Annotated in this window: 26 protein-coding genes and 1 riboswitch; of the genes, 7 read left to right on the top strand and 19 right to left on the bottom strand. The window is 42.4% G+C overall.

What is annotated here, in order from left to right:
- The first annotated feature begins 348 nt into the window (after positions 1–348).
- A complete protein-coding gene (gene nhaC / locus CSV79_RS07815) occupies positions 349–1,728 on the top strand; it encodes a Na+/H+ antiporter NhaC (protein ID WP_099688484.1) in 1,380 nt (459 codons plus the stop codon).
- Between the two features lie 80 nt (positions 1,729–1,808).
- On the opposite strand, the gene CSV79_RS07820 is transcribed toward nhaC, so the two are convergent.
- Positions 1,809–2,177: a hypothetical protein gene (locus CSV79_RS07820; RefSeq protein ID WP_099688485.1), complete on the bottom strand. Its 369-nt coding sequence runs from the start codon at positions 2,175–2,177 to the stop codon at positions 1,809–1,811.
- A 120-nt stretch (positions 2,178–2,297) separates the two neighbouring features.
- Here CSV79_RS07820 and CSV79_RS07825 point away from each other — a divergent pair, with 120 nt between their 5' ends.
- The 6 genes from CSV79_RS07825 (at position 2,298) to CSV79_RS07850 (ending at position 7,095) form a co-directional block, all read left to right on the top strand.
- Positions 2,298–2,912, top strand: coding sequence for a DUF421 domain-containing protein (locus tag CSV79_RS07825; protein WP_099688486.1), 615 nt, complete (start codon positions 2,298–2,300; stop codon positions 2,910–2,912).
- Positions 2,913–3,319: 407 nt separating this feature from the next.
- A complete protein-coding gene (locus CSV79_RS07830; RefSeq protein ID WP_099688487.1) occupies positions 3,320–3,916 on the top strand; it encodes an N-acetyltransferase in 597 nt (198 codons plus the stop codon).
- Between the two features lie 213 nt (positions 3,917–4,129).
- Positions 4,130–5,227 carry a helix-turn-helix domain-containing protein gene (locus CSV79_RS07835; RefSeq protein WP_099688488.1) on the top strand — a complete coding sequence of 366 codons (1,098 nt, stop codon included), beginning with the start codon at positions 4,130–4,132 and terminating at the stop codon, positions 5,225–5,227.
- A complete protein-coding gene (locus CSV79_RS07840) occupies positions 5,227–5,454 on the top strand; it encodes a PLDc N-terminal domain-containing protein (RefSeq protein ID WP_099688489.1) in 228 nt (75 codons plus the stop codon). Before CSV79_RS07835 ends, CSV79_RS07840 begins: the two co-directional genes overlap by 1 nt.
- Positions 5,444–6,334 (top strand): ABC transporter ATP-binding protein, encoded by an 891-nt coding sequence (locus CSV79_RS07845; protein WP_233201400.1) that lies wholly within the window; start codon positions 5,444–5,446, stop codon positions 6,332–6,334. The genes CSV79_RS07840 and CSV79_RS07845 overlap by 11 nt, the downstream gene beginning before the upstream one ends.
- Complete coding sequence (locus CSV79_RS07850) at positions 6,331–7,095, top strand: ABC transporter permease (RefSeq protein ID WP_099688490.1); 765 nt, start codon at positions 6,331–6,333, stop codon at positions 7,093–7,095. The genes CSV79_RS07845 and CSV79_RS07850 overlap by 4 nt, the downstream gene beginning before the upstream one ends.
- Before the next feature lie 248 nt (positions 7,096–7,343).
- Here CSV79_RS07850 and CSV79_RS16780 read toward each other — a convergent pair whose 3' ends face one another.
- From CSV79_RS16780 to eutH, 18 genes are all read right to left on the bottom strand, one after another.
- Complete coding sequence (locus CSV79_RS16780) at positions 7,344–7,502, bottom strand: hypothetical protein (protein ID WP_158232493.1); 159 nt, start codon at positions 7,500–7,502, stop codon at positions 7,344–7,346.
- A 527-nt stretch (positions 7,503–8,029) separates the two neighbouring features.
- Positions 8,030–8,815: a YibE/F family protein gene (locus CSV79_RS07855; protein WP_099688491.1), complete on the bottom strand. Its 786-nt coding sequence runs from the start codon at positions 8,813–8,815 to the stop codon at positions 8,030–8,032.
- Positions 8,812–9,897 (bottom strand): YibE/F family protein, encoded by a 1,086-nt coding sequence (locus CSV79_RS07860; protein WP_233201403.1) that lies wholly within the window; start codon positions 9,895–9,897, stop codon positions 8,812–8,814. The genes CSV79_RS07855 and CSV79_RS07860 overlap by 4 nt, the downstream gene beginning before the upstream one ends.
- Positions 9,898–10,095: 198 nt before the next feature.
- A complete protein-coding gene (locus tag CSV79_RS07865) occupies positions 10,096–11,370 on the bottom strand; it encodes a ribonucleotide reductase N-terminal alpha domain-containing protein (protein WP_143560548.1) in 1,275 nt (424 codons plus the stop codon).
- 173 nt (positions 11,371–11,543) lie between these two features.
- A riboswitch (cobalamin riboswitch) is annotated at positions 11,544–11,719 on the bottom strand.
- Between the two features lie 164 nt (positions 11,720–11,883).
- Complete coding sequence (locus CSV79_RS16785) at positions 11,884–12,051, bottom strand: hypothetical protein (protein ID WP_158232494.1); 168 nt, start codon at positions 12,049–12,051, stop codon at positions 11,884–11,886.
- A 303-nt stretch (positions 12,052–12,354) separates the two neighbouring features.
- The gene (gene mdh, locus CSV79_RS07870; protein ID WP_099688493.1) at positions 12,355–13,305 is read right to left on the bottom strand and encodes a malate dehydrogenase; all 951 of its coding nucleotides are present in this window, start codon (positions 13,303–13,305) and stop codon (positions 12,355–12,357) included.
- Positions 13,306–13,510: 205 nt separating this feature from the next.
- Positions 13,511–13,846: a BMC domain-containing protein gene (locus tag CSV79_RS07875; RefSeq protein WP_099688494.1), complete on the bottom strand. Its 336-nt coding sequence runs from the start codon at positions 13,844–13,846 to the stop codon at positions 13,511–13,513.
- A complete protein-coding gene (locus tag CSV79_RS07880; RefSeq protein WP_099688495.1) occupies positions 13,821–14,126 on the bottom strand; it encodes a EutN/CcmL family microcompartment protein in 306 nt (101 codons plus the stop codon). The genes CSV79_RS07875 and CSV79_RS07880 overlap by 26 nt, the downstream gene beginning before the upstream one ends.
- 16 nt (positions 14,127–14,142) lie before the next feature.
- Positions 14,143–15,015, bottom strand: coding sequence for a phosphate propanoyltransferase (gene pduL, locus CSV79_RS07885; RefSeq protein WP_099688496.1), 873 nt, complete (start codon positions 15,013–15,015; stop codon positions 14,143–14,145).
- Between the two features lie 33 nt (positions 15,016–15,048).
- Entirely contained in the window at positions 15,049–15,333 is a 285-nt protein-coding gene (locus CSV79_RS07890) for a BMC domain-containing protein (protein WP_099688497.1), read from the bottom strand.
- A gap of 23 nt (positions 15,334–15,356) precedes the next feature.
- Positions 15,357–16,826, bottom strand: a complete 1,470-nt coding sequence (locus CSV79_RS07895) for an aldehyde dehydrogenase family protein (protein WP_199171892.1) — start codon at positions 16,824–16,826, stop codon at positions 15,357–15,359.
- Between the two features lie 73 nt (positions 16,827–16,899).
- Complete coding sequence (gene eutL / locus CSV79_RS07900) at positions 16,900–17,544, bottom strand: ethanolamine utilization microcompartment protein EutL (RefSeq protein ID WP_233201401.1); 645 nt, start codon at positions 17,542–17,544, stop codon at positions 16,900–16,902.
- A 16-nt stretch (positions 17,545–17,560) separates the two neighbouring features.
- Positions 17,561–18,544, bottom strand: coding sequence for an ethanolamine ammonia-lyase subunit EutC (gene eutC / locus CSV79_RS07905; RefSeq protein ID WP_369824937.1), 984 nt, complete (start codon positions 18,542–18,544; stop codon positions 17,561–17,563).
- Between the two features lie 7 nt (positions 18,545–18,551).
- Positions 18,552–19,916: an ethanolamine ammonia-lyase subunit EutB gene (locus CSV79_RS07910; protein ID WP_099688501.1), complete on the bottom strand. Its 1,365-nt coding sequence runs from the start codon at positions 19,914–19,916 to the stop codon at positions 18,552–18,554.
- Positions 19,917–19,930: 14 nt separating this feature from the next.
- Positions 19,931–21,376, bottom strand: coding sequence for an ethanolamine ammonia-lyase reactivating factor EutA (locus CSV79_RS07915; protein WP_099688502.1), 1,446 nt, complete (start codon positions 21,374–21,376; stop codon positions 19,931–19,933).
- A 375-nt stretch (positions 21,377–21,751) separates the two neighbouring features.
- Complete coding sequence (locus tag CSV79_RS07920) at positions 21,752–22,249, bottom strand: EutP/PduV family microcompartment system protein (protein WP_199171891.1); 498 nt, start codon at positions 22,247–22,249, stop codon at positions 21,752–21,754.
- A 12-nt stretch (positions 22,250–22,261) separates the two neighbouring features.
- The gene (gene eutS / locus CSV79_RS07925; protein WP_099688504.1) at positions 22,262–22,603 is read right to left on the bottom strand and encodes an ethanolamine utilization microcompartment protein EutS; all 342 of its coding nucleotides are present in this window, start codon (positions 22,601–22,603) and stop codon (positions 22,262–22,264) included.
- Positions 22,604–22,630: 27 nt separating this feature from the next.
- A complete protein-coding gene (gene eutH, locus CSV79_RS07930) occupies positions 22,631–23,893 on the bottom strand; it encodes an ethanolamine utilization protein EutH (protein ID WP_099688505.1) in 1,263 nt (420 codons plus the stop codon).
- Positions 23,894–24,016 lie beyond the last annotated feature (123 nt).

Raw genomic sequence — 24,016 nt, forward strand, 5'->3', positions numbered from 1 at the left:
TTTTTGCGATCGTACTCGTTATGATGAAAACACATTTCTTTCTATTTTATATAGTTACACTACGTTTTATCCTTTCCACGCAGGAAATAACTCCATTCAAATAATTAACGGAAAACCTATGTAGTTATTTATCCTTGATCGGTTCATCTATTGACTTATCTACCGAAAATGATAAAATTCGTCACGGTATATCTTTACGTATATAATAGGTACATCATATATGATGAAGCATAGTCTTCAGTGAAATTATTTGCAGTAGCAAAAAGAGACTGAACGTTGAACTCCTTCGTCCCTGCAATTTTGGGATGATAGGAGTTCTTTACGTTCTAATCATAGGAGGTCGTTCACATGTTTCCCATAAAGGCAATTCATACACCTACTGTCAAAGCTTCCGTGCTTTTGACCACACTAATTGTCGCTATGATCAGTGTCAGCATTGTAAAATTTGATTCAGTCCCACATGTACCGATTTTATTCGCGATTTTATTACTATTTGGCTATGGTTTATGGAAAAAGCTCGCGTATAAAGAGCTAGAAAGAGGATTGGTTGATGGAGCAAGCGCAGGAATGAGTGGAGTTTTCCTGTTTTTCTTTATCGGAATACTTGTAAGTAGTTGGATGATGAGCGGTACGATTCCGACAATCATTTATGCAGGGCTTCAATTGATTACACCGGCCTTCTTCTATGCAATTGTCTTTATCGTAACCGCAATTATCGGTTTAGCAGTCGGTAGTTCATTAACAACCGTGGCGACAATCGGTGTAGCATTCATCAGTATGGCGCATATACTTGAACTCTCATTGCCACTTGCGGCAGGTGCCATCGTGTCTGGTGCATTTTTTGGGGATAAGATGTCTCCTTTATCCGACACGACTAACTTAGCTTCATCAATTGTCGGTGTGGATTTGTTTGAACATATACGCAATATGGGCTGGACGACGATTCCAGCGTTCTTTATCTCGCTCATACTCTTCGGAGCCTTGTCTCCTAGCGTGACAACAAATAATTTAGATACGGTAGAGACATTTACTACTGCCCTACTTGGAACAAATTTAATCCATTGGTATACACTAGTTCCAGTTGTCATTCTAATTATTTTGACGTTCGTTAAAGCACCTGCGATTTTGACACTTGCCGTCAGTGCAGTATCCGCTATTATGATTGCTTATATTCATACATTTTACAGCATTTCTGACGTACTAAAAATTCTATTCAGCGGCTATACAGGTTCAACTGGTGTAGAGGCTGTCGATGCGTTATTGTCGCGCGGTGACGGTATGGAAGGCATGATGTTCACGATAGCACTTGTGTTACTGGCACTCAGTATGGGTGGCATGCTGTTTACACTTGGTATCGTTCAATGCTTACTTGCTAAAATCGAAAGTTTATTGCGCAAAGTATCGTCTGTCATTTTAACGTCTGCCCTTACTGCAATCGGTATTAACGTACTAATTGGCGAGCAGTACCTGTCTATTCTTTTGACAGGTCAAGCATTCCAATCAAGTTATGAAAAAGTCGGCCTAGCCAATAAAAACTTGAGTCGTGTAATGGAAGATGCAGGAACTGTTATTAATCCACTCGTACCTTGGAGTGTGGCGGGGATCTTCATTACGACTGTGCTTGACGTGCCGACAATTGCTTATTTACCATTCGCATTCTTTTGTCTATTGAGTCCTATCTTGACCGTTCTTTTCGGCTATTTAGGCAAGACACTGACAAGAATTTAAGTTACGTTACGACTTGACAATATCATCTTGTTGCTGATCAAGTCGCCGGATTTCTTCTTCAGAAGCTGCACGTTTTCTAGCTAGTTGATCCTGTATACGACGGACATCTTGCATAATTGCGTGTAGCTTCTTTTTGACATCTGTAATGCGCGTATGAACCATCCAATTAGAGAAAATATTATCAACTCAGCTTCGGCCGCTTCCTCTATATCCTTCTTCATCTTTTCATCCCATGTGCCGGTCCATTCACTAATCTTCTTAGCAAATGAAAATTTTCCGAGCTTCACAACATCTTGCTGTTCTTTCGTCAACGCCTGATGAAGACGATCGCGCTCTAGCTTCATCGCGATTAGTTTTTGACTCGTCTGCTCTAAGCGTTTTATTAAACGACGGTGCTTCAATCGCTTTTCTTGTAAGTTATATTGCCTTTCTTGAATATCTTGAGGCAAATCAATCACTCCTTTGTTAATATACGAACGTTCCCTAATTAAGGATTTATACTTTTCATGCATAATAGCTAGGAATGACCTCATGCTATAGGGAAACATTTGAAGTGGCGGTGAAAACTCATGGATTTCAATTCAATTTGGCAAGCGGTGTTAATTATTGGAGCAGGCATTGTGCTATTACATATTTCAGGGCGTAAATCAATTTCTCAAATGACTGTTGGACAAACCGTCTTAATGATTGCTGTCGGTACGTTGCTGATTCAACCGGTAGCGAGTAAAAATATTTGGCAGACTCTTTTACTCTCCCTAGTCCTCGTATTAACTTTAATTTTATTTGAAATAGTCGCTTTGAAGTGGGATTTCTTCGAAGGTCTTGTACGCGGAAGATCAGTAGTCGTCATCGAAAATGGGGTGCTGAAGAAAGACAATATGAAAAAGCTTCGTTTAACAGTAGACGAAATAGAAATGCATCTACGGCAAAGCGGAATTGCGAATATAGATGATGTCAAATATGCAACCATCGAAATAAGCGGACAGTTGGGATTTTTATTAATAGACCGTAAGCAATTTGCTACTAAAGAGGACATTGACCGAATCCAACTGACATTAAAGAAAATAAGCGAGCAACTACAACTGGAAAATAATTTTGAACAAAAACCATTACCAGTTCCAGAACAAGTGAATCTCTTTACGGAAATTGAACATAAAAAAACCGTGCCTAGTTCTCTTGAGTAAGAAGTTTAGACAGTAAGTAAACAGGGGAATTTACTTATAACTACTGCACGAAGAAAGGAAGTTTAAATTATGTTAAAAGTAATGAAAAAGGTAATAAAATGGGGTATGGTGTTGTATCCTGTCGTAAAAACTTTTATGAATGAAAAGAAGAAAAACGGAGCATATCCAGCCAACAGGAGCCGCAAGTAAAGGGTTTTAAGAAGCGACGATGGATTACATTCTATCGTCGTTTTTCTTATGTAGTAATTAAAAAATTAAAAATTTATTATTTTTTTGGTTCACTTTCTTTAGAAAGAGTGTATACTAGATATGAGGATTTTTTTCTGACCTCTTTTTTCCTCAAACTGTTTGATCCCAAACAAAAAGCTCCAGGTACACCGAATTACCTATGGAGGAGAATTTAACAAATGCATTGGTACAACAAATTGAAAGAGTATTTTCCAATCGAAGAGATGAAGTCAAAGGAACATATGGAGACATTATTGAATGACAAAGGCAATGTCTATTACAAGGAAGAAGGACCAAAGCACGTATTAATGTACGTGGAAACGGAGGACTTCGTGTTCGTAGATTATCTTTTCGTATCTTCAGCCGCACGCGGTGAAGGACTAGGAAAAAAACTGCTGGATTCGTTGAAGACCAAGAACAAACCGATTTTACTGGAAGTTGAACCAGTAGATGAAGCAGAACCTGATACCGGCAAACGACTAAAGTTCTATGCAAGAGAAGACTTTACTCATGCACAGAAAATCGGTTATAGTCGTCGTTCATTAGCCACCGGTGAACAAACAATCCTCGAAATTCTATACTGGGCACCTCCAGCACCTGCCAAAGCGGATGAAAAAGAAGTATTCAACGCGATGAAAACCACCTACGAAGAAATTCATACCTACAAAGACCAAGATTTCTATGGAGATTCATACGATCCGACAGAGAAAGTTCTACAATTTCAAGCAAAACCAAAAAAGAATATTTTAGAACCTTTCACATCAGTGAGTGTGTGAGGAGAAGCCGGTCTTTCATGGACCGGCTTTTTTGTATCTTTATAGAAACTTCTCTACCCATATCTTTCTATTGTATTTGCACACACTCTCTTTCTCATACATTCCACTCATTTTTATCGCTTATTAGTTGACTTCCTACATTTTAAATCACCCAACAGTTGATTGAATCAACCTCCTTTTAATCTTATACTTAATAGAGAAAGGTGTGAGGTCATGTTACGGATAGGTTCTATCATTTTACAAGAACGAAAACGTCTTCAAATTACACAGGATACGCTCGCCACTTACTGTCAGGTATCCAAAGCTTCCGTGTCGAAATGGGAAAAAGGACTAAGCTATCCCGATATCACCCTATTGCCAAAAATCGCTTCGTATTTTAGGCTGACTGTCGACGAGTTGCTTGGGTATGAACGACAGTTATCCAAAGAAGCAATCCAAATTTGCTACTATGAATTTGCTTCTCGTTTCGGTAAAGAACCGTTTGAGTTAGTCTTTACTGAGGTTAAAGAACAAATAAAATTATACTATCACGACCCCGCCTTCCTATTACAGATGAGTATTCTGATGCTCAACCATCATATGTTGAGTGAAGATAGTTCTTCTATCTTACAGAAGATCAATCAGTGGCTTGACCGCATCCGCCTACTAAGTGAAGATGTTTGGGTCCTGCGTCAGGCCAACTCCTTACAAGCAACGGTAGCACTTATGCAAGTGGATCCCAAAACTACATTGGAATTATTAGATGGTGTAATCAAGCCAAACATCGGGGATGAGATTTTACTGGCAACCGCATTTGAACAACTGGGGGAACAAGAAGAGGCAATGCGCGTCATTCAAGTCATGATGTACCAAAATGTCCTTCAGCTCGTTGGCAGTAGCCCCCTCTATTTGCGCCTTTCAGCATCCGATACGCGGATTTTTGATGAAACTATTCATCGAATCAACGGAATGATTGAGCTATATACATTGCGGAAATTACATCCCAATGTATGCCTTCAATTTTATTACGGTGTAGCACAATGTGCAGCCCTTTCAATGAATCGGGAATTACTCTATCGCTACCTACAAAAATACGTAGACGTATGCATCCATGATTTATTTCCTTTTTCCTTACGGGGAGATGAATACTTTAATTTATTGAAGGATTGGCTAGAACAATTGGATTTAGGTACGAATCCACTGCGTAATACAAAAATAATTAAACAATCCATAGTAGAGTCGATGGATGCCCCCTTCTTTGAACCCTTTTATCAGGATGAAGAAATGCAAAAGTTACGTGAACGACTACATTTTGGTTTGGAGAGATGTTGATGAATAACGACCTGGATTTATTACTTGAATACTTACCCTTCTTGATCCCACTCATCATTTTACAAGTAGGTTTGGCTATTTTCTCAGCCATTCACGTCATTCGCCACCCATACTATCGATTTGGCAATCAAGTGATGTGGCTACTGATCGTATTATTCATTCAGTTTATCGGACCACTTGTTTATTTCGTCTTCGGAAGAGGTGATCGTCATAGTCGTGCAAATTAATAATGTGACTAAGCAATTCGGAACACACGAAGTACTACGGGATATTAACCTCAACATCCCAGAACATACGGTTTTTGGATTCGTTGGAGCAAATGGATCAGGCAAGACGACACTAATGAAGTGCATGCTCGGCTTGTTGCCACTCACAGCGGGTTCCATTTCAATCGCGGGTGAATGTGTGACATTCGGTGAGACGCGTTCAAACGACTATGTTGGCTATTTACCTGACGTTCCTGAGTTTTATCCATTCTTTCACGCAAGACAGTACTTGGAACTTTGTGCAGTTATTACAAACATGCCTAAAAGTGAACGGATGACTCGGATTGATGAATTACTGGAATTGGTCGGTCTTGTTGATACCAAATCACTGATCGGCACCTTTTCAAGAGGCATGAAACAGCGGCTCGGTATTGCCCAGGCTTTGCTCAATCGTCCGAAGCTATTAATTTGTGATGAGCCAACTTCCGCTCTGGATCCTGCAGGTCGTGCCCAAATTTTATCTATATTACAGAAGGCCAAAACTGAAACGACTGTCTTTTTTTCCACACATATCGTTTCAGACGCCGTACAAATTTGCGATCACGTCGCGATGTTGCATGAAGGGACTATTATATTCCAAGATGAACTCATCAATCTACAGCAGCAATTCAGTGGGCAGTTCATCTACACGTTCACAATTCCTGCCACTGAGGCGATGGAACAACTTCAAAACCTGCCGTTTACTATGAGAGTAGATGCGAATACACTACTCGTCACTTTACCTGATGATGCCGCACGTTTAACATTCATGAAAGAGCTGACTAGACAAAAACTTATCGTACAATCGATGCAACCCCAAACAAAATTACTTGAGCAACTTGTATTGGAGGTACTTGGATGAATCAATGGTTCGGTTTTTTCAAAAAGGAATGGTTTGAGAGCGTTAAGACGTATAAACTATTGCTCGTCGTAGTGATTTTCTCAATTTTAGGTATCCTCAATCCATTTACAGCCAAAATCACGCCTGTTTTGCTAGAACAATTCATGCCCGCTGGTACGATAATGGACTTACCTGAGCCAACTGCACTTGACTCTTGGTTACAATTCTACAAAAATGTACCGCAAATGGGCTTGGTTGTTTTCATTTTATTGTTTAGCACGATGATGTCAAAGGAGTTGGAAAAAGGTACGCTCGTAATTTTGCTGACAAAGGGTTTGCGTCGCAGTACGGTGATCACAACGAAGTATATGATGGCTATTTGCTATTGGACGTTGGCGATTCTTTTATCCTTCACTATCACATATGCCTATACTGCTTTTTATTGGGATCAAAGCACACTCCAGCACCTATTTTTCGCTGCCAGTTGTTTATATATATTTGGTTTATTGCTTATAGCAGTTACGTTATGGGGAAACACATATTTTGCTACGCCGTATGGTGGTATATTAGTTACGTTTATTGGCATGATTGGGTTATTTATCACAGCTATCTTTCCACAGTCTAAATCATGGAACCCCCTTGAACTAGCTACTGCCCCGCCACAATTATTGACTGGCGACCTACTACCCGCAGATGTATTTGTATCCTATCTCCTTACTTTGGGTCTAACATTAGTATTTGTCGTTTTAACAGTTGTACATTTTAAACGAAAGTTAGTATAAAAGTTCCTGATTATACATCTATGTAGGTGTTGATATTCGATAAAATATCATATCCGTCTTATCGCACCGCCTACCGCTTGTAAGGGACCTTCGTTTGGTGAAGAAAAGTAAGAGGCATTGTATTTTGAAGTTAGTGTGGGATTCAGTAAGTTCTAGACACATCAATCCACTTCTGTATGTAAAGAAGTAATTCATCACTGTACCCACTGCGGCGCTGGCGGATGGCTCCCGCGTTTAGTAAGTGAAAGTTAGCGGCATAGCTCTTTGATGTTAGTAAGGGATTCAGTAAGTTCTAGACACTTTAATCCGCTTCTGTATGTAAAGAAGTGATCATCACTATACTCACTTCGGCGCTGGCGGATGGCTCCCGCAATAAGCCAGAAAGGAAGAGCACCTCTCTGTCTCATCACTCCGCCTACCGCTTGTAAGGCGCCTTCGTTTGGTGAGGGAAGGTAAGTATCATAGTACTTTAAAGTCTGAAAGTGAATTTTACTTAGTACCAAAGACTACTAAAACTATCTTGTACTAAAAAAGCGAAGGCACAACTGCGGGGTCAGCCGAAACAAAGAGACGGCTAGCGTCCTTTGCTAGCTGGCTCTTTGTGGGAGGCAATCCCCCACGTGCCGTAGCGATGATAGGAAGCCAAGCTTCTTTATATTCTGTCCCCTAAATAAGTCGAGCAACGATCCAACACTAAATGGTTTTTCCCCGTACCAAAGACTACTAGAACTACACTGTACTCAAAAAGCGTAGGCACAACTGCGGGGTCGGCCGAAGCCAGGAGACAACTAGCGTGCCCTTCGCTTGTTGGCTCCTGGCGGGAGGCAATCCCCCACGTGCCGAAGCGGTAATAGGAAACCGACCTTCTCCATATTCCGTACCCTATATAAGTCGAGCAACGCCACAACAAAAAAGGCGTCAGAGAAGTCATCACTTACAACTTCTCTGACTGCTCTTTTTTAACAGTCTTCACTCTCACCAAAAAATACGCATTCATCCACGATGCGATTGGAATAACTAAAGCAATCCCAAGCCCCGCACAAAGAATCAAAATCATTTCCGAACTAAATATTTTCGAATTCATAATATCGCCAATCGTATAATGTAAATCCTTAAACCAAATAAGAAGAGCCAAATACCCTCCAAAAAAAGCAAAGAACAACGTATTCGTATCGGTTCCTAAAATATCCCGACCAATACTAACTCCCGATTTGAACAATTCTTTCTTACTCAGAGTCGGCGTATGCTTAAACACTTCATGCATAGAAGAAGCGATCGAAATAGCGACGTCCATAATCGCTCCGATTGTACTCATAATAATAACTGAAACACCAATCTTCATGAAATCCACGCCAATATAAAGAGAAAGTCCGGCTATCGCCTCTTCCCCTTCTTCACCAAATCCATGAATCATTAGCTTTTCCGAAACGATCACAATAAAAAACAACAACAGGCTAATCGTAATCATTGTAGAAACAAACGCAATCACCGTCTTGCTATTCACATCATTAATATAAAATAGACTAATACAGCCAATGACGATACAGGCGATGAATGTAATAACGATTGGATTAGCGGAAGCATCTAGCATGAAAAACACCGTGAAAAATATGACTCCAAAGTTCAGAAACAACGAGATAAAAGCCTTTGCGCCTTGCCACCCGCCAACTAGTACCATCAAGACAAGTAAAATCGCTGCGAGTAATATTAATACATTCATACACTCGCCCTCTTTCGCTCAATGAAATAAATCGCTGTATAAATACCAATGGGGATGGTCAACACAATACCGATACCGCCAGCCAACGCACGTGCTAACTCCAACGACAGATTCATCGAATAAGCAAACCCTACCGGAGATGAATTTTTCAAAGATAAAATAAGCATTGGGATCGAACCACTAATATACGCGAAAAATAAAATACTCGTAATCGTACCCATCACGTCTTTCCCAATATCTATTCCAGACGCTCTCAGCGCTTTGATCGAAATTTCATGATTTCTTTCATATAAAGCAAACAGCGAAGAAGACATCGTAATCGCCACATCCATAATGGCTCCTAACGATCCAATGAATAACCCCGCCATGAAAACGGTATGATAAGGACGCGTCAAAAACTGCATTTCCTCATAACGCAAACCATTCCCTGAAGTGAGCCAGATGACAAGTGACGTAATGGACATCGACGCAACCGTTCCAATCAACGTCGCGACAATCGCTGCATACGTTTTTTCATTAAAACCACTAACAAGCAATAGCGAAATCGCGGTGAACAATAAAATACAGATCCCGCAAACAACCAGTAAACTGACATCGTAATACTTCACATAAATGTCTAATGCGAAAGACAATAGCAGCACATTCATCGAAAAACTGACAATCGCTAATAGCCCTTGCTTATGCCCAACAATCAATAACGTAAAAACGAAGAACCAAGCGACGATCAAGACATATTTATCACGCTTTACGTCTGTTATACTACCCGTCAACTCTTCTCCTATCTCTGAGTCAATCGAAACGAATAATTCATTACCTATATGATACTGTTGATCATATGCTCCTGAAGTGGAATAGTCATTGGTCAAATGAATTTCCCGACCTAACTCTTCCCCATTTTTCACCTTAGCCACGATACTCTGGGTAAACAGCGTATCCTTATTACCATGCATATCCGTCACATCCGATGTTTCTTCCACTGTGGTGCTGACAACTTCGGCAATCGGACGGTCATAAAGTGAATGATTGTTATGTATGAATATAATAGAACAGATACAGCTAAGTGCCAAAGTAAAATAGATCATCCATTGCACAACTTTTATATTTTTCATTCTTTTTATGATTCTCTTCAAGATAAAACCTCCTAACGCTCTTTGGGGTATGGCATAGTTTAAGCCTACCACGTATTTGACGTAGGATTGACAGAAATGGTTTGTTTTTTTCATGGACCATCAATATTTACCCCATGACGAAAAGAAGGCTCTACATTCCATAAATGAACTTTAGATTAGTCGAACTTCAGGTATTCCGCATCTCCACGCTTTCATGAGCAGCTGTAACAGTTCTGCGGTTTCGATAACAAAGGATTTCTCCAGTGTGATAGAGCCTCCTTGATCGGTATGGCGTTGTTCTACTGTCGCTCGATCAATCATTGTGGATTGCTGTTGTTTGGTTGCTGGATAAGCTGAGTGACTTTTGCCAGCGGATGCTATGCGCAAAGGGATTTGTATTCCATGCAGCCTAGATGCTGCCTCTAGATGTCGGTTTATTTCATTGGATACTTCTTCAATATAGTAAAGTGCCGCCTGTGAATGTAAACCGATGTTCTGATTAACGATTGCAGTTTCCCATCCTGCAACTTCAACCTGCAAACTACAATCCCATTCACTTATAATTCCGTTCAGCAAACGTATGAAAATTGAACAAACCCGAGCCAAGTCTGTACTCTTCTTTACTTGCGGCAGTTGAATATACGTGTGTAGTCTCGTACTACTAAGCTTTGATCGATCACCGAAATGCACTATAACGCCTTTACTAGCCAACAGCTGTTTCATCAGGCCAATGGCAGAAACTTTTTTGTGCGCAATGGAAGGGTGCGCGACCGCTTGACGAAATGTATCACTATTGACATTAGGAAGCGAGCACCCCAAGACTCGTTGAACATGTTCCTTATCTAATACGAGCCAAGAGCCACATGCACTTACCTGTTCCATAAAATTATCTGGGACAAGTATGTGTTTCTCTTTCACCTTACTCGATAAAAATGACAGGATCCTACTATCTACCAAATCCATCGAATAAGGTTGTGTTATAGACTGCTGTTGATGATACGTCTTACCGAAGAAAGACATAACATCAGCCGGTAAGGTAATATAGCCATTGCTCAGTGCCCAATACGCTTCCTTTACTTTTTGCAGACGATGCTCGTTTTCATTCTGCAGTGCAGCCATCGCAATAAGCATCAGCCTTTCTTGCGGCAATCCAATACGCTGGTCATAATAATCTGCTGTCACAAACTCATTTATATATTGTCGAAGCTGTGTAAAAGATAATAGTTGATCGCGTTCCGCTACTATCTGCAATTCCAGCCACTTGATTTCACTTGCTGAATAGCTATGAATCCACTGCCCATATAAGCCATCCTGCAATAGTTTACGTACTACTTGATGAAACCCTTGATATACCGGCCTTCCACGCTGTTGTTCCGCTTGTTGATATACTATCTGCAATAACGTCCGTTCAGGTGTTCGCTCATCTGTCTGTTCAAGTACTCTCATGTCACCGTCTCCTTTCTTAAACAACAAAAAAACAATCATTCCGCCTCCTCGGCAAAATGATTGCAATAGTTGTGAATGAGGAAACAAATTTAGGCAACTCTAATGAACTCTATGCAATACACATAGATGTTAGATACCTTTTTGCCTCCACCTCTCAACCCCCGAAGAAAGTGTTGCTTTGACGATACGCGGCAGGTCTCCTGGCTTCACTTCATCCTTCCACCAAGCCTTCCCATGTCTCCATAGTGGCTAATTCTGGCGGTCGTCCGTGCGTACAGTTGCGGGGACAGCTCCGGTTTACGAATTCCCTTTTATACCTTGATAGGTACCAACGTATCGTGCAAACTAATTCATTTAGTTGGTTTCATTTTATCATGAATCGCAAAGAGGGTGGTAGGGTTTGTTAACTCGCTATTGAAGACACAACAAAACAGGGTGCCTATGCACAAAACGATTGGGATCACATCCACAATTGTTTTAGCTAGGCACCCTGTATCGAGCTTTCCTCATTACTTACATTAGTTGTTGTTCGCATAGACAGCCGCAATCCGCCAATCCTTTAGCATATGCTTCTTCCCATGTAATACCATGGATAAAGCCATTCTCTGAGTATCCTGTGATTAAATAGAATGTCTCATTTTGCTCTGCTTGTGCTGAATTGTTTTGATAGTTGTTTTGCATAGAAACCCCTCCCGGATTTTGTATTTTGCATAGTATATGCGAATCGGAGAATAAAAGAACTTATTCTTCACTTTTTATGAATCACCGACCAATTGGTAGCGCTTACATTTAAAAAGGAAGATAAAATGCTTTCTACACAGATTTTTGATTGCATATCCTAAGCACCTGTTTAATAATTCAATGAATTCTTTTTATTGTACCACGCACGTAAAAAAAAGTAAATAACTTTTTAATCCCACTAATTATTCACTATAAAAAACATCCCCCTAAGTACTGTACACGACTTAGAGAGATAATTAGTTGTTAGGACATTTGCTTTTCACAAATCTCAATTACCGCTTTGACAGAGTCCGCTGACTGATCAAGCGCTGTTTGCTCTTCATCTGTTAGCGGTAGTTCAATGACACTCTCGATGCCATTCCCCCCAAGAACAGTTGGAACACCTAAATAAATATTTTGATAACCGTATTCGCCTTCTAAATAAGCAATCGACGGCAAGATCCGTTTCTTGTCTTTAATGATCGCTTCTGCCATCTCAACTAGTGCTGCAGCAGGTGCGTAATAAGCACTACCGTTTCCTAGTAGTGAGACAATTTCGCCGCCACCTTTACGTGTACGCTCAACAATTGCTTCTAGTCGATCAGCTGGGATGATTTTATCCAACGGAATGCCGCCAGCATAAGAATAGCGTACAAGTGGAACCATATCATCACCATGGCCGCCTAGTACGAAGCCCGAAATGTCCTCTATAGAAATATTCAGTTCTTCCGAGACGAACGTGTTGAAACGTGCAGTATCGAGTACTCCCGATTGACCAATGACACGGTTTTTCGGGAAGCCTGTTGTCTTATAGCAAACATACGTCATCGCATCAACGGGATTACTTAAAATCAATACCGTACTATCTGGTGCATAGCGTTTTACTTGTTCAGAAACGGAGCGCATAATTTTCGCATTAGTTGCAACGAGATCATCACGGCTCATGCCCGGTTTACGCGCAACACCTGCTGTAATGATAACCATCGCAGCGCCTTCTATATCCTCATAATTTGCTGTACCCGTAATTCGAGAATTAAATTGCTGCACAGGACTCGTTTGGAGAAGGTCCAATGCTTTTCCTTTCGTCGGATTGGAAAGGTCCGGGATATCCACTAAGACGATGTCGCCTAATTCTTTCTGCGCTGCCATCAATGCAACCGTAGATCCGGTGTGACCTGCTCCAATAACAGCAATCTTATGTCGTTTGAAAGCCATGAAAACTACTCCTTTCTATATAGACTGGATGTTTTGATATCGTATTTGGCGCGGTGTTATGTGGCTTAGGCTCGGTTCGATGCCTGTTACGCTCGGTCTGGTGACGGTTTCGTTCGGTCCGACCAGACTTTCGCTCGTTTCAGCATGGGTTTTGCTCGGTACACAATAACTTTCGCGCGGATCACTAATACAACCATTCACTAAATCAGTCTTTCTTTGGTGCCTTCGCCTTAGGTTCTGCCGGTTTCTTTACTTCAGGAACAACAGGTGCTGCCGGCTTCATCATACTATATACTGAATCATCAGGACGAGGGATTACGTGCGCACCGAGTAATTCACCGACACGCGCTGCTGCATCGCGACCTGCATCAACTGCTGCTTGAACCGCACCTACATCACCTTGAACGATGACCGTAACGATTCCGCCATCAACCATCTCCTGTGAAACCAATTCCACGTTTGATGCCTTCACCATAGCATCCGCCGCTTCAATTGATCCAATCAATCCTTTTGTTTCAATCATTCCGATTGCTTGACTCATGTATATCACCTCTCTTCACTTCTGTTGAATCAATAATACCGATTATGACCGCATCGATAGGAATTGGGTTTTCTTTCGGCAAAATGAAGCGTGAAGAACCACCACTCGTAATGAGCACCTCGTCACCAATTCCTGCACCAATTCGATCCGCTGCGACCATATGCGTCTGTATATTATTGCCGTGTGCATCAATCGGCTGGATGATTAATAGCTTCAGACCAGCTAACCCATCTTCTTTGCGAGTTGCCCACACATTACCGATTACTCTGCCCATTCTCATGCGTAATCACCTTTTTCTACTTTCTGACGGTTATCGTTTTACCGAGTTCCCGTGCAGTATCTTTTGCAAGTGCTGTGACAATTGTTCCTTTATTAATAACAATTTCATCTTCTGAAATCGCGGCTAAGTCTTCAGTAGACAAAAGCTTTTTCGTAAATTCAAATGACTGCGAAACATTTACCGGACTAGGTACTTTCACCGTTTCCGGTATAGTTTGTACAGCTCCCGTTTCTTTTACATCATTCGCTTTGACTAAACGACCAATTGTACCCTGTGTAATGAAACCTGCATTCGCTTCATCGGTATCAATATGCATTTCAAGACGATAACGTTCATTCACCCGAATGCGCACATTGCGGAATGAAATCGGTCGGATTCCATCAGCATCTACCGTAATATACTCTCCGTCTTCCACGCCAAAACGCGCAGCATCTGAGGGAGGCATATGGATATGAGACTGCGCGATGATCAAACCTTGTTCGATATGCACACTGCCTTTTGGTCCGATCAATGTAATCGGTGCTGATCCTTCTATATTGCCGGATTCCCGAAGTGGGGGCTTGACGCCAAGCTTCATGGCATCCGTAAAGCTAACCTCAACTTGGGTCGCTTTTCGGACAGGTCCTAAAATACGTACGCGTTCAATACTGCTTTTAGGTCCTGCAATCATCACCGTTTCATTAGCGGCGAATTGGCCCGGCTGTGAAAGCTCGGACCGTTGCGTCAATTGATACCCTGCGCCAAACAATACTTCCACATGTTCAGGCTGTAAATGTACGTGACGAGCGGAAACTGCAATAGGAACCGCTCGTTCCGGCAATTGAACGGGACTTTTCCCTAGTTGCCCGAGAATTTCCCCGACAATCTGCTCAATCAATTGCTGATTCATTTCGTTCACGCCTTTCTACTTTGCCCGCAGTGATTATTCGCTTTTTGGCAAGATCATTTCAAGTTCATTATGTGGTCTTGGGATGACGTGAACAGATAGTAATTCACCCACACGTTGTGCAGATGCTGCTCCTGCGTCTGTTGCCGCTTTTACTGCGCCTACATCGCCACGCACCATAACTGTTACAATTCCGCCACCGACATGTACTTTACCGACTAAATTTACGCTAGCTGCTTTGACCATTGCGTCTGCTGCTTCAATTGCACCGATTAAACCTTTTGTTTCTACCATTCCTAATGCTGTACCTTCTCTGTTCATAATTGTTTCCTCCTAATAGGGTTTTATTTTGTAAGTTGCTTAACAATTTCACTGACTAAGTTCTGTACCAATGCTGGATCGATGTTGCTATTTGTTGATGTTGACACATTGTTCATCACGCTAGATACAAGCTGATCATTCGAGCTAGCTACCGGTTCTGAATGCTTCGGTAATTGAACTTCTTTCGTACCGTATGCCATTCGCTTAATGTTCAGCAAGTGCTTCGCTGTCACATTATCGGACGTAATATTGCCGCCGAATGTGCCGCAACCTAATGTCAATGATGGCATCAAGCCTGTTGTACCTCCGACGGCTCCAACAGAAGACATCGTGTTAACCAAAATACGAGATACCGGCATTTCCATTGCGAATTCACGAGCGACTGCATCGATTTCCGTATGAAGTGCCAAGCTATGCCCGCGTCCGCCAAGGTTCAGCAAGTCAAGGCATACTTCCTTCGCATGCTTCACACCGTCCACAGTATACATAGCAAAAATTGGTGATAGTTTTTCCAATGAAAACGGAATATCCTTACCAATTTTCGTTTCGATACCGATGATCAAGCGCGTGCCTTCCGGTAAAGAAATACCTGCTAGATCCGCAATGAACTGCGGGCTCTTACCGACTACTTTCGGGTTCACCTTACCAGGAGTTGGTGAGATTACACCTTCCATAATCTTTTTCTCTTCATCCGATAAAATATAGGCACCGTTTTTCTTTAGCTCACGAGTGACAAGATCAACGACGTGCTTATCGACAACAATTGCTTGCTCCGTTGCACAGATCGTACCGTAATCGAATGATTTGCTATCAACGATATCTTTAACCGCTTTTTCAATTTTTGCGGAACGTTCGATATAGACTGGTACATTACCAGGACCTACGCCGTATGCCGGTTTCCCAGAGCTATACGCTGCTTTCACTAACGCACCGCCACCCGTTGCAACGATCAAGTTAATATCTTTATGCGACATCAATTGCTGCGTTGCTTCCATTGAAGCCAATGTCAAACACTGGATCAAACCTTCAGGAGCACCTGCCGCAACCGCCGCCGCGTCACAGACTTTGAGCGCTTCATGCGTACATTTCACTGCGTATGGGTGAGGACTAACGACGATTGCATTACGTGTCTTCAATGAAATCAACGTTTTGAAGAATGCAGTTGACGTTGGATTGGTTGTCGGAATAATTGCGGCAACGACACCAAATGGAGCAGCAATTTCCACGACTTTATTTAAATGGTCTTCTTTGATGACACCAACCGTTTTTAGGTCTTTGATGCTTTCGTACACATCACGGGATCCGACTTCGTTCTTAATTTTCTTATGGGCAGCCACTCCCATCCCCGTTTCTTCTACAGCCAGTTGCGCAAGGCGTCCGGAATGTTCGAAGGCTGCGTCAGCTACTGCTTTGACGATTTTATCGACTTGTTGCTGTGTATAGCTCATGAATTTTTCTTGTGCTTCTTTTGCGGTCTGAACGGCCAAGCGCATTTGCTGCAAGGCCAATAAATCTTTATCCACTAATTGAACCAAGTAAAAACACTCCTTTCTAAATACTACTATTTCAATAACTTAACGGATTGTTTGCCATGTTCTGTATGGCTTCCCTAAATGCGTCGGCCGCTGCTTGGCAAGAAGATTGACTGCCTGTCAGCAAGCCGCCGCCGAAGTTTGTTTCGGAAGGAGGCGCATAGAGTTCACACAGTGTAACGTCTGCCGCTTTAAGGGCAGCGTCTAGGCCGATAATAGCTTCGAGTGGTGGTGCAATCAAATAGGCCAGTGATTGCCCGACCGGTATGTTAGCCATTTCAGCTAAATAACTACCACAGCTAGAGATGGTATGCGCATAAAGTGCATGATCCGTATTGCCGTTAATTGCTTCAAAATACGCTTCATGCTCTACCGTGACCCGAATTGAATCAAGACCACTTTTTACTTCTTCCGGAGAAGGTCCAGCAATAATTCCGATGAACTCGCCAGATAGCGGACCTGATGAGTGAGCTGCGCCAGCGTAGAAACTTTTGGCGTAAACGACTTCCACATCTGTATGCTTTGTCGCAGCATCAATCGCTGTATAGCCAATATCATCAATAGTCGTCGTCACTAATCCTAAACTTCGCTGATAAGGCTTCAGTTGAAACTTTTCAGCTAGTTCTGGACTAACGTTCGGAATGACTTGCATCGATAAAATATCTGCATGGATTTTCATTCGTCCTTCTCCTTCCTTAGCCTTCTTTTTGAATGAGGGATACACCACTCGCCTCATATTTCAAGATCTTCTGGATAATTGTACCGAGGAACGCACCCGCCTCAACAGGTGGGATTCCGCCTTTATGGATATTGGAGATGACCATACGATCCGCTTCAATCGTGCCATGTCTGGGCTTGTAGCACATATAGGCACTGAGTGATTCCGCGGAAACTAAACCGGGGCGTTCGCCAATCAACATGACGACAACATCTGGTTGGATTAACTCACCAATATCATCCATCACAGCGACTCGTCCTTTATCAACATAAAACGTCGTACCCATTTCGATATTCATATTATTAAGCGATTGCTCAAGCGATAAATAAACGTCTTCTAAGTTTTCTTCAATCGCTTTCGCACTCAGTCCATTTGACGCCACAATTTGTACGACTGGTGATTTTTTACAACGTTCTTGAATGATCGCTTTTGCTTCATCAGAAAGTTTTCTACCAAGATCCGGGCGTCGGATATATTCTTCCTTATCCGCTACTTGGGACTGCACTTGGAATAACCCTAACTGATCAAGCAAATCGTCTGGTACCTCACCATAGACTGCATCGACTGCCGCCGCGTGATCCAATCGGAACTGCAACCATGTCTTCGTTTTCGGGCGTGAACCTGCACGTCCAACACCTATTCGAGCAGGTGTCTTCTTGCGGTACTCCGCAAATCGGTCTTCTTCAGGCTCTGCTTTCGGTTTGCCAAATGCCGTCGTTGGTTTTGGTTTAACCGTTGCGATAGCGCGTTGTGGCTCTTCAGTCATACTATGGAATGTCACTGCTCCACTAGGTGAATTTTTCAGTGTTTCCACTTCCAACTGCCCAACCGGTTGCTGTGAAAATAACTTTACTTTTTGTTCGCTAGTCGTCTGCTGTGCTGTTTGACCACTACTAGCAGCTTCTAGTTTTTCTACAACCATTTTTGTAATTTGCTGAATCAATTCTTCATTCAAGTCCATCCACCTCCTATCGATTGAACAGGGTGAGATCACCGGCACGTTTGCTTAGCATGCCGTTTTCGTAAATCCCCATCTTTTCAAGCCATTGTAAGTATTCAGGTGCAGGTGTTTTACCCATTGTCTGAAGAACTGTTGCCACGTCATGATAGCTCATGGACTGGTAGTTCAGCATGACGTCATCACCCATAGGTGCCGCAATGATGAAATTCACGCCTGCAGCTGTTAGTAAGATACTTAAATCTTCGATGTCGTTTTGATCTGCTTTAATGTGGTTCGTGTAGCAAATATCGACGCCCATTGGCAGGCAGTGCATCTTGCCCATGAAATGATCTTCAAGACCCGCACGGATAACTTGTTTGCTATTGTATAAATATTCAGGTCCAATGAACCCAACTACCGTGTTAACGATATACGGGTCATAGTGTCGTGCAAAGCCATAGTTACGAGCTTCCATCGTCACTTGATCCACACCGTAATGCGCTTCGGCAGACAATTCCGACCCTTGTCCTGTTTCAAAATACAACGTTTGTGGACCAGTACCTGTCCCTTGCTTCAACGACAAATCTTTCGCTTCTGCGATTAACTCGGCTGAAATCCCGAATGAACGATGGGCTTTTTCCGTTCCCGCTATACTTTGGAAAATCATATCGGCGGGTGCACCTTGCTCGATCGCTTTCATCTGCGTAGTAACGTGCGCGAGTACACAGTTTTGCGTAGGTATTTCCCATTCATTGATGAAGTCCTTCGTTGCATGTAGGACACGCTTTACACTTTCCACTGAATCGTCTACCGGATTGATACCAATGACCGCGTCACCGATACCGTAAGACAGACCTTCTTTTAGTGATGTAATGATCCCATCAATATTGTCTGTCGGGTGATTTGGTTGCAAGCGGGAAGATAACGTCCCTTTTTGACCGATTGTAATATTACATGTTGATAAGATTTCAATTTTATTTGCTGCATGCACTAAGTCTAAATTGGACATTAGCTTAGCTACAGCTGCGATGACTTCGGATGTTAATCCACGGCTGAGTCGTTTTAATTCACGGTCGCCCACTTCATTGCTTAAGATGTATTCGCGTAGTTCCGCGATACTCCAGTTCTGGATCTCGCCATAGACCTTCTCGTTAATATCATTTTCAATAATGAGTGAGACTTCATCGCTTTCAATCGGGATCAACGGATTGTTTCGGATGTCACTTACGAGCAACTCACTGACAACTGTTTTGGCAGCAATTCGTTCTTGAACGGTTTCTGCCGCAATACCCGCGAGGCGATCACCAGATTTCTCTTCATTCGCTTTTGCAAGTACTTCTTTCAAGTCATTGAACACATATCGTTCGCCGCCTAAAGTAGTGGATAAATTCACGTCGGAGACCTCCTTTACGTTGTGTGGAATGTTAGCGTTTTTACTACGACCGGTACGACACCTGAAGTGAGTGCTTTACCGATGTCGATGTAATCACCTGTTTCCACATTGATTTGATCTATGCAAATAATGCTTTGTTTTACTTGTAATGCCGCTAGTGTTTGGCCAATTACTTTGGCATGGTCTGATTGGATAACTAAGATAATTGGCTGTTCAGGGTGCGGCCGTTGATTCATGATTTGAACAATTGCTTTAGCTAACTGTTGCACATCGCGAAATCCTAGATAAGGCAGATTGGATAGGTAAAGCGCGAAGTTTTGACCTTCTTTAGCAGAGTCATATAAAGTGACTGCTTGTTGCACGGCATCTTCAAAATGGGATAACCCTGTTGCTAGATCCTCTTCAAAGTCATATTGGTGAATCGGAATGTTTTTCAACGGCAATTCATGTGGCGCAACTTGAATCGTGGCTCCGCTTATTTCAGTCGTCTGCGTTCCTGCACCTAACACGGTTGCACGCACGGTTTCCACTGGCTCTTGCCAAGTAAAATGTTTCAGTGATGCGTTATGTAGCAAGGCTTCCGCTAGCTGAATACCGATATCGTCATATTGCGCTTCTTGAATTTCATCAGATGCGTGATGATACATGCATTCAGAAATACCACCTGAAAAGACGATTGTATCGACAGCTTGCGTCCAATTCGGTTCATGTCCTAGTAAGAGTATGTGATCTTGCGCATGGATCTCTTTTTTCAAGATACGTGCCATTGCTTCCGCCATATAGGTTGTTACGAATGAAACGGCTTTCGCACTTTGCGGATCACCCACTTGCAATGTATACCCTTGATCTCGCAGCAATCGTTCGACTGGCGGCGAGATGGTACGAATAACCCCATTTTCAAATTCGATCAATCGACCACCGATATGCATCGTGCATGTACCAAGTAATTGTTTATCCTTGAACACAGCAATATTCGCTGTGCCACCACCTATATCAATATTAGCTATGACACGACCACTTTTCCCCGAAGATTCATAGCTACCCGAACCTTTTGCAGCAATAATACCTTCCAGATCTGGACCTGCCGTTGCTACGAGAAAATCACCTGCTTCATCGGACAGCTGATGCAACATCTCACTGGCATTTCGCTTGGTAGCAGTTTCACCCGTAATTATGACAGCTCCTGTTTCGATTTGAGAAGGTTGGATTCCCGCTTTGGCATATTCGGAGCGGATAATTTGTTGAACGCCAGCTACATTGATCGTCACTGCATCCTGCAATGGCGTGCGAAAAACCGGGCTTTTGTATAGAACTTCTTTATCTGTGATTTCAATTCTTGGTACATGCGTTGCCCCTGCAACGTTCCGCAAAGAAAATTGGCTAATAATCAGTTTTGTCGTGCTTGTGCCAATATCAATGCCCGCACTAATGATTGTTTCGCGCTTATTGAAATTGTTCACTTCCACACCCCTTTCTGATTACCTATAGCAGTTTCTACTTTGGACGCCAGCTACTTGGGTTGTTTGGCGCGGTGTTTTGTTTGTTTGGATCGGTATTTTGTGTGTTTGGATCGGTCTGTTATAGTTTTGGCGCGGTTTTCTACATATTTGGGGCGCTTCTTCTTACTTTGGCGCGGTGCCACACGTGTTTTGCGCGGTCCCTATCTATTCTAGCCATGCGCAGCTGATCCTAACCAGTAATTTCCGCTAGTAGACATAAAAAAAACGCCTTTACAAACCCATGGAAATGTCCACAGGATGTAAAGGCGTCTTTGCCGTTTTTATTCACTTGTATGAAATCCACTATATCAAATTCATTACGGACTGTAAAGAAAATTAGCCCAGAAATAACAAGTGTTTGTCGGCGGTTGTTTCTACGTATTGTCGCATGGCCCCTAAGTCGTTCATCTTTGTTAGTTCCCTAAGATGATCGATTCCCATGCCGGTTACTGAAGAGATCATCACGATGGGACCTTCGTTCATAACGGCCTTGAGCATGCCAAGCGCTCGGTCGGTGTCTGCTTCTTCTAAGTCACATTTAGTGATGACACCGATCGGTAACTTCGGAATTCCCATACTAAAGCCTGGTGGAAAGATGAGTTTTTCACTTGTAGCGTCTTGTATGTACAACACATGTGTCACCTCCAGCGCAGTTGCCATAATATTTTTATAGAACATCGGGTTTTCTGTGTATTCGCCGGGAGTATCGACGATCCAATCATAATAATGGAGCGTTTGCGTTTTGAAAGCTTCTACCTTTCGGCCCAATAAAGCATTTGTCAATGTGGATTTCCCGGCCCGTACTGCACCGATCAGCATCGCCTTGTTTCGCATCGTCATCGCTCCTTATGATTTCGTTATGGGTGCAGGTGTGTAACCCAATTTTTCAGACAAAAACCGATTGATTTCCAGCATCGCCATCTCGACTTCTGAGACGCTACCGACAATTACTAGACTTCCTGTAAATCGATCAAGGAATCCGATGCGGACGTTCGCTGCTTTCGTCGCTAGATCTCCCGCGATAATAACCGTTTCACTTGGGGTACAAGTAAGGATTCCTAAGGCACCCGCTTCCTGTATTCCTAATTTCTGAAACATATCTGAATCGGGATTAGCAATCAAATGACTAAGTGTAAGCTGTTTTCCTGGAACAAATTCCTGTATAAACCGTTTCTTTTCTTCACTCATTTTCCACACTCCCTACCGTTTTTGTTTTTACGCTTTTGTAACAGACGTTTCCTTTGCAGATTCTTCATACTCACCTGCACGAATAATTCCTGCTTCACGGTCTTTCTTTTCTAATTTCAGTGCCGTTGGAACAGATAGCTTGTATGCGATGATAATTGCGATGATTCCAGCACTCAATTTGCCGAGAATGACCGGTAAAATAATATTGGGTTGGAAATTCGCTGTGAATGATAAGTGGTCGCCTAGTAAGAAGGCCGCACAGACCGCAAACGCAATATTGATGACTTTATCTTTCGGTCTCATGTAGCGTACCAACGAGAACATCGCCAAGATATTCGCAACAGTTGCCAGTAAACCTGCGCTACCTTCAGGTGATAGACCAATTTTTTGTCCAGCAGCTTCCAACGGTCTACCCATATACTTTCGGATTAAGTAAATCATCGGGAAAGCTCCTGCTAGCATAATCCCAATATATCCAGCCGTTTCAAGCGCTCGGAACTGGTCAGCTTTATCTGCCATGATCGGGTCAAAGCCCCAAACACCAAAGATTTTAGTGAAAATCCCTGTAAAGATTTCTACGATAGAGAATACTAACACAAGTTTAATCGCCGCATCCATTACGCGACCAAAGAGCATAAATCCATTAATCATAATACGCGGGAAGAACTTTAATCCAACAGCAATCAATACAACAAAGATTACTAATGGCAATAAATTAATAAAAATTTGTAAATAACCAATCGCAAATTCGTAATTGGATGTAGCGGTCGTGCTGATTACGTCACGTATATCTGTATTGAATAAAACCACTAAAACGGATGCGATAAATGCACCGATTGGAATCGTCAGTACACCAGACATGATACCTAACGCCATATACTTATGATCCCGCTTGTCCAGCATCGCAAGTCCCATCGGAATGGAGAAGACAATTGTTGCACCAGACATGAAGCCGACAATTAATGCCATAATCCAGCCTTCATTTGTTACTTTCAATGCTTCCGCTAACTGATAACCACCCATATCTGAAGCTAGGATTGTTGTCGCGGCAATTGCTGGATCCGCTCCGATCGAGTCAAAAATAGGTCCGATAAATTTGCTGATAAACCATGTTAAGTAGGGAATGGATGCCATGATCCCTGCTGCTGGTACGAAAATATGTCCTACTGCGTGTATACCCGACATGAATTCTTTACCTAGTCCTTCTTCGGGATTTTTTATAGATGCAAATGCCCCTGCAATCGCACAGGCCATAATAATATAAACAATTACCGTACCGATCATTTCCATTTAAATTTCCTCCTCTTACTGTCATATTGTGTTGCTGTTTGCTGGAACCTAACCAACAATCTACTACTTTTTTGCTGGCTACATTCGCGGTTTATAGAAAAAAAGACAAAAAGACGCTTAAAG

Origin of the sequence: Sporosarcina sp. P13 (assembly GCF_002743055.1) — a bacterium.
Lineage (GTDB): Bacteria > Bacillota > Bacilli > Bacillales_A > Planococcaceae > Sporosarcina.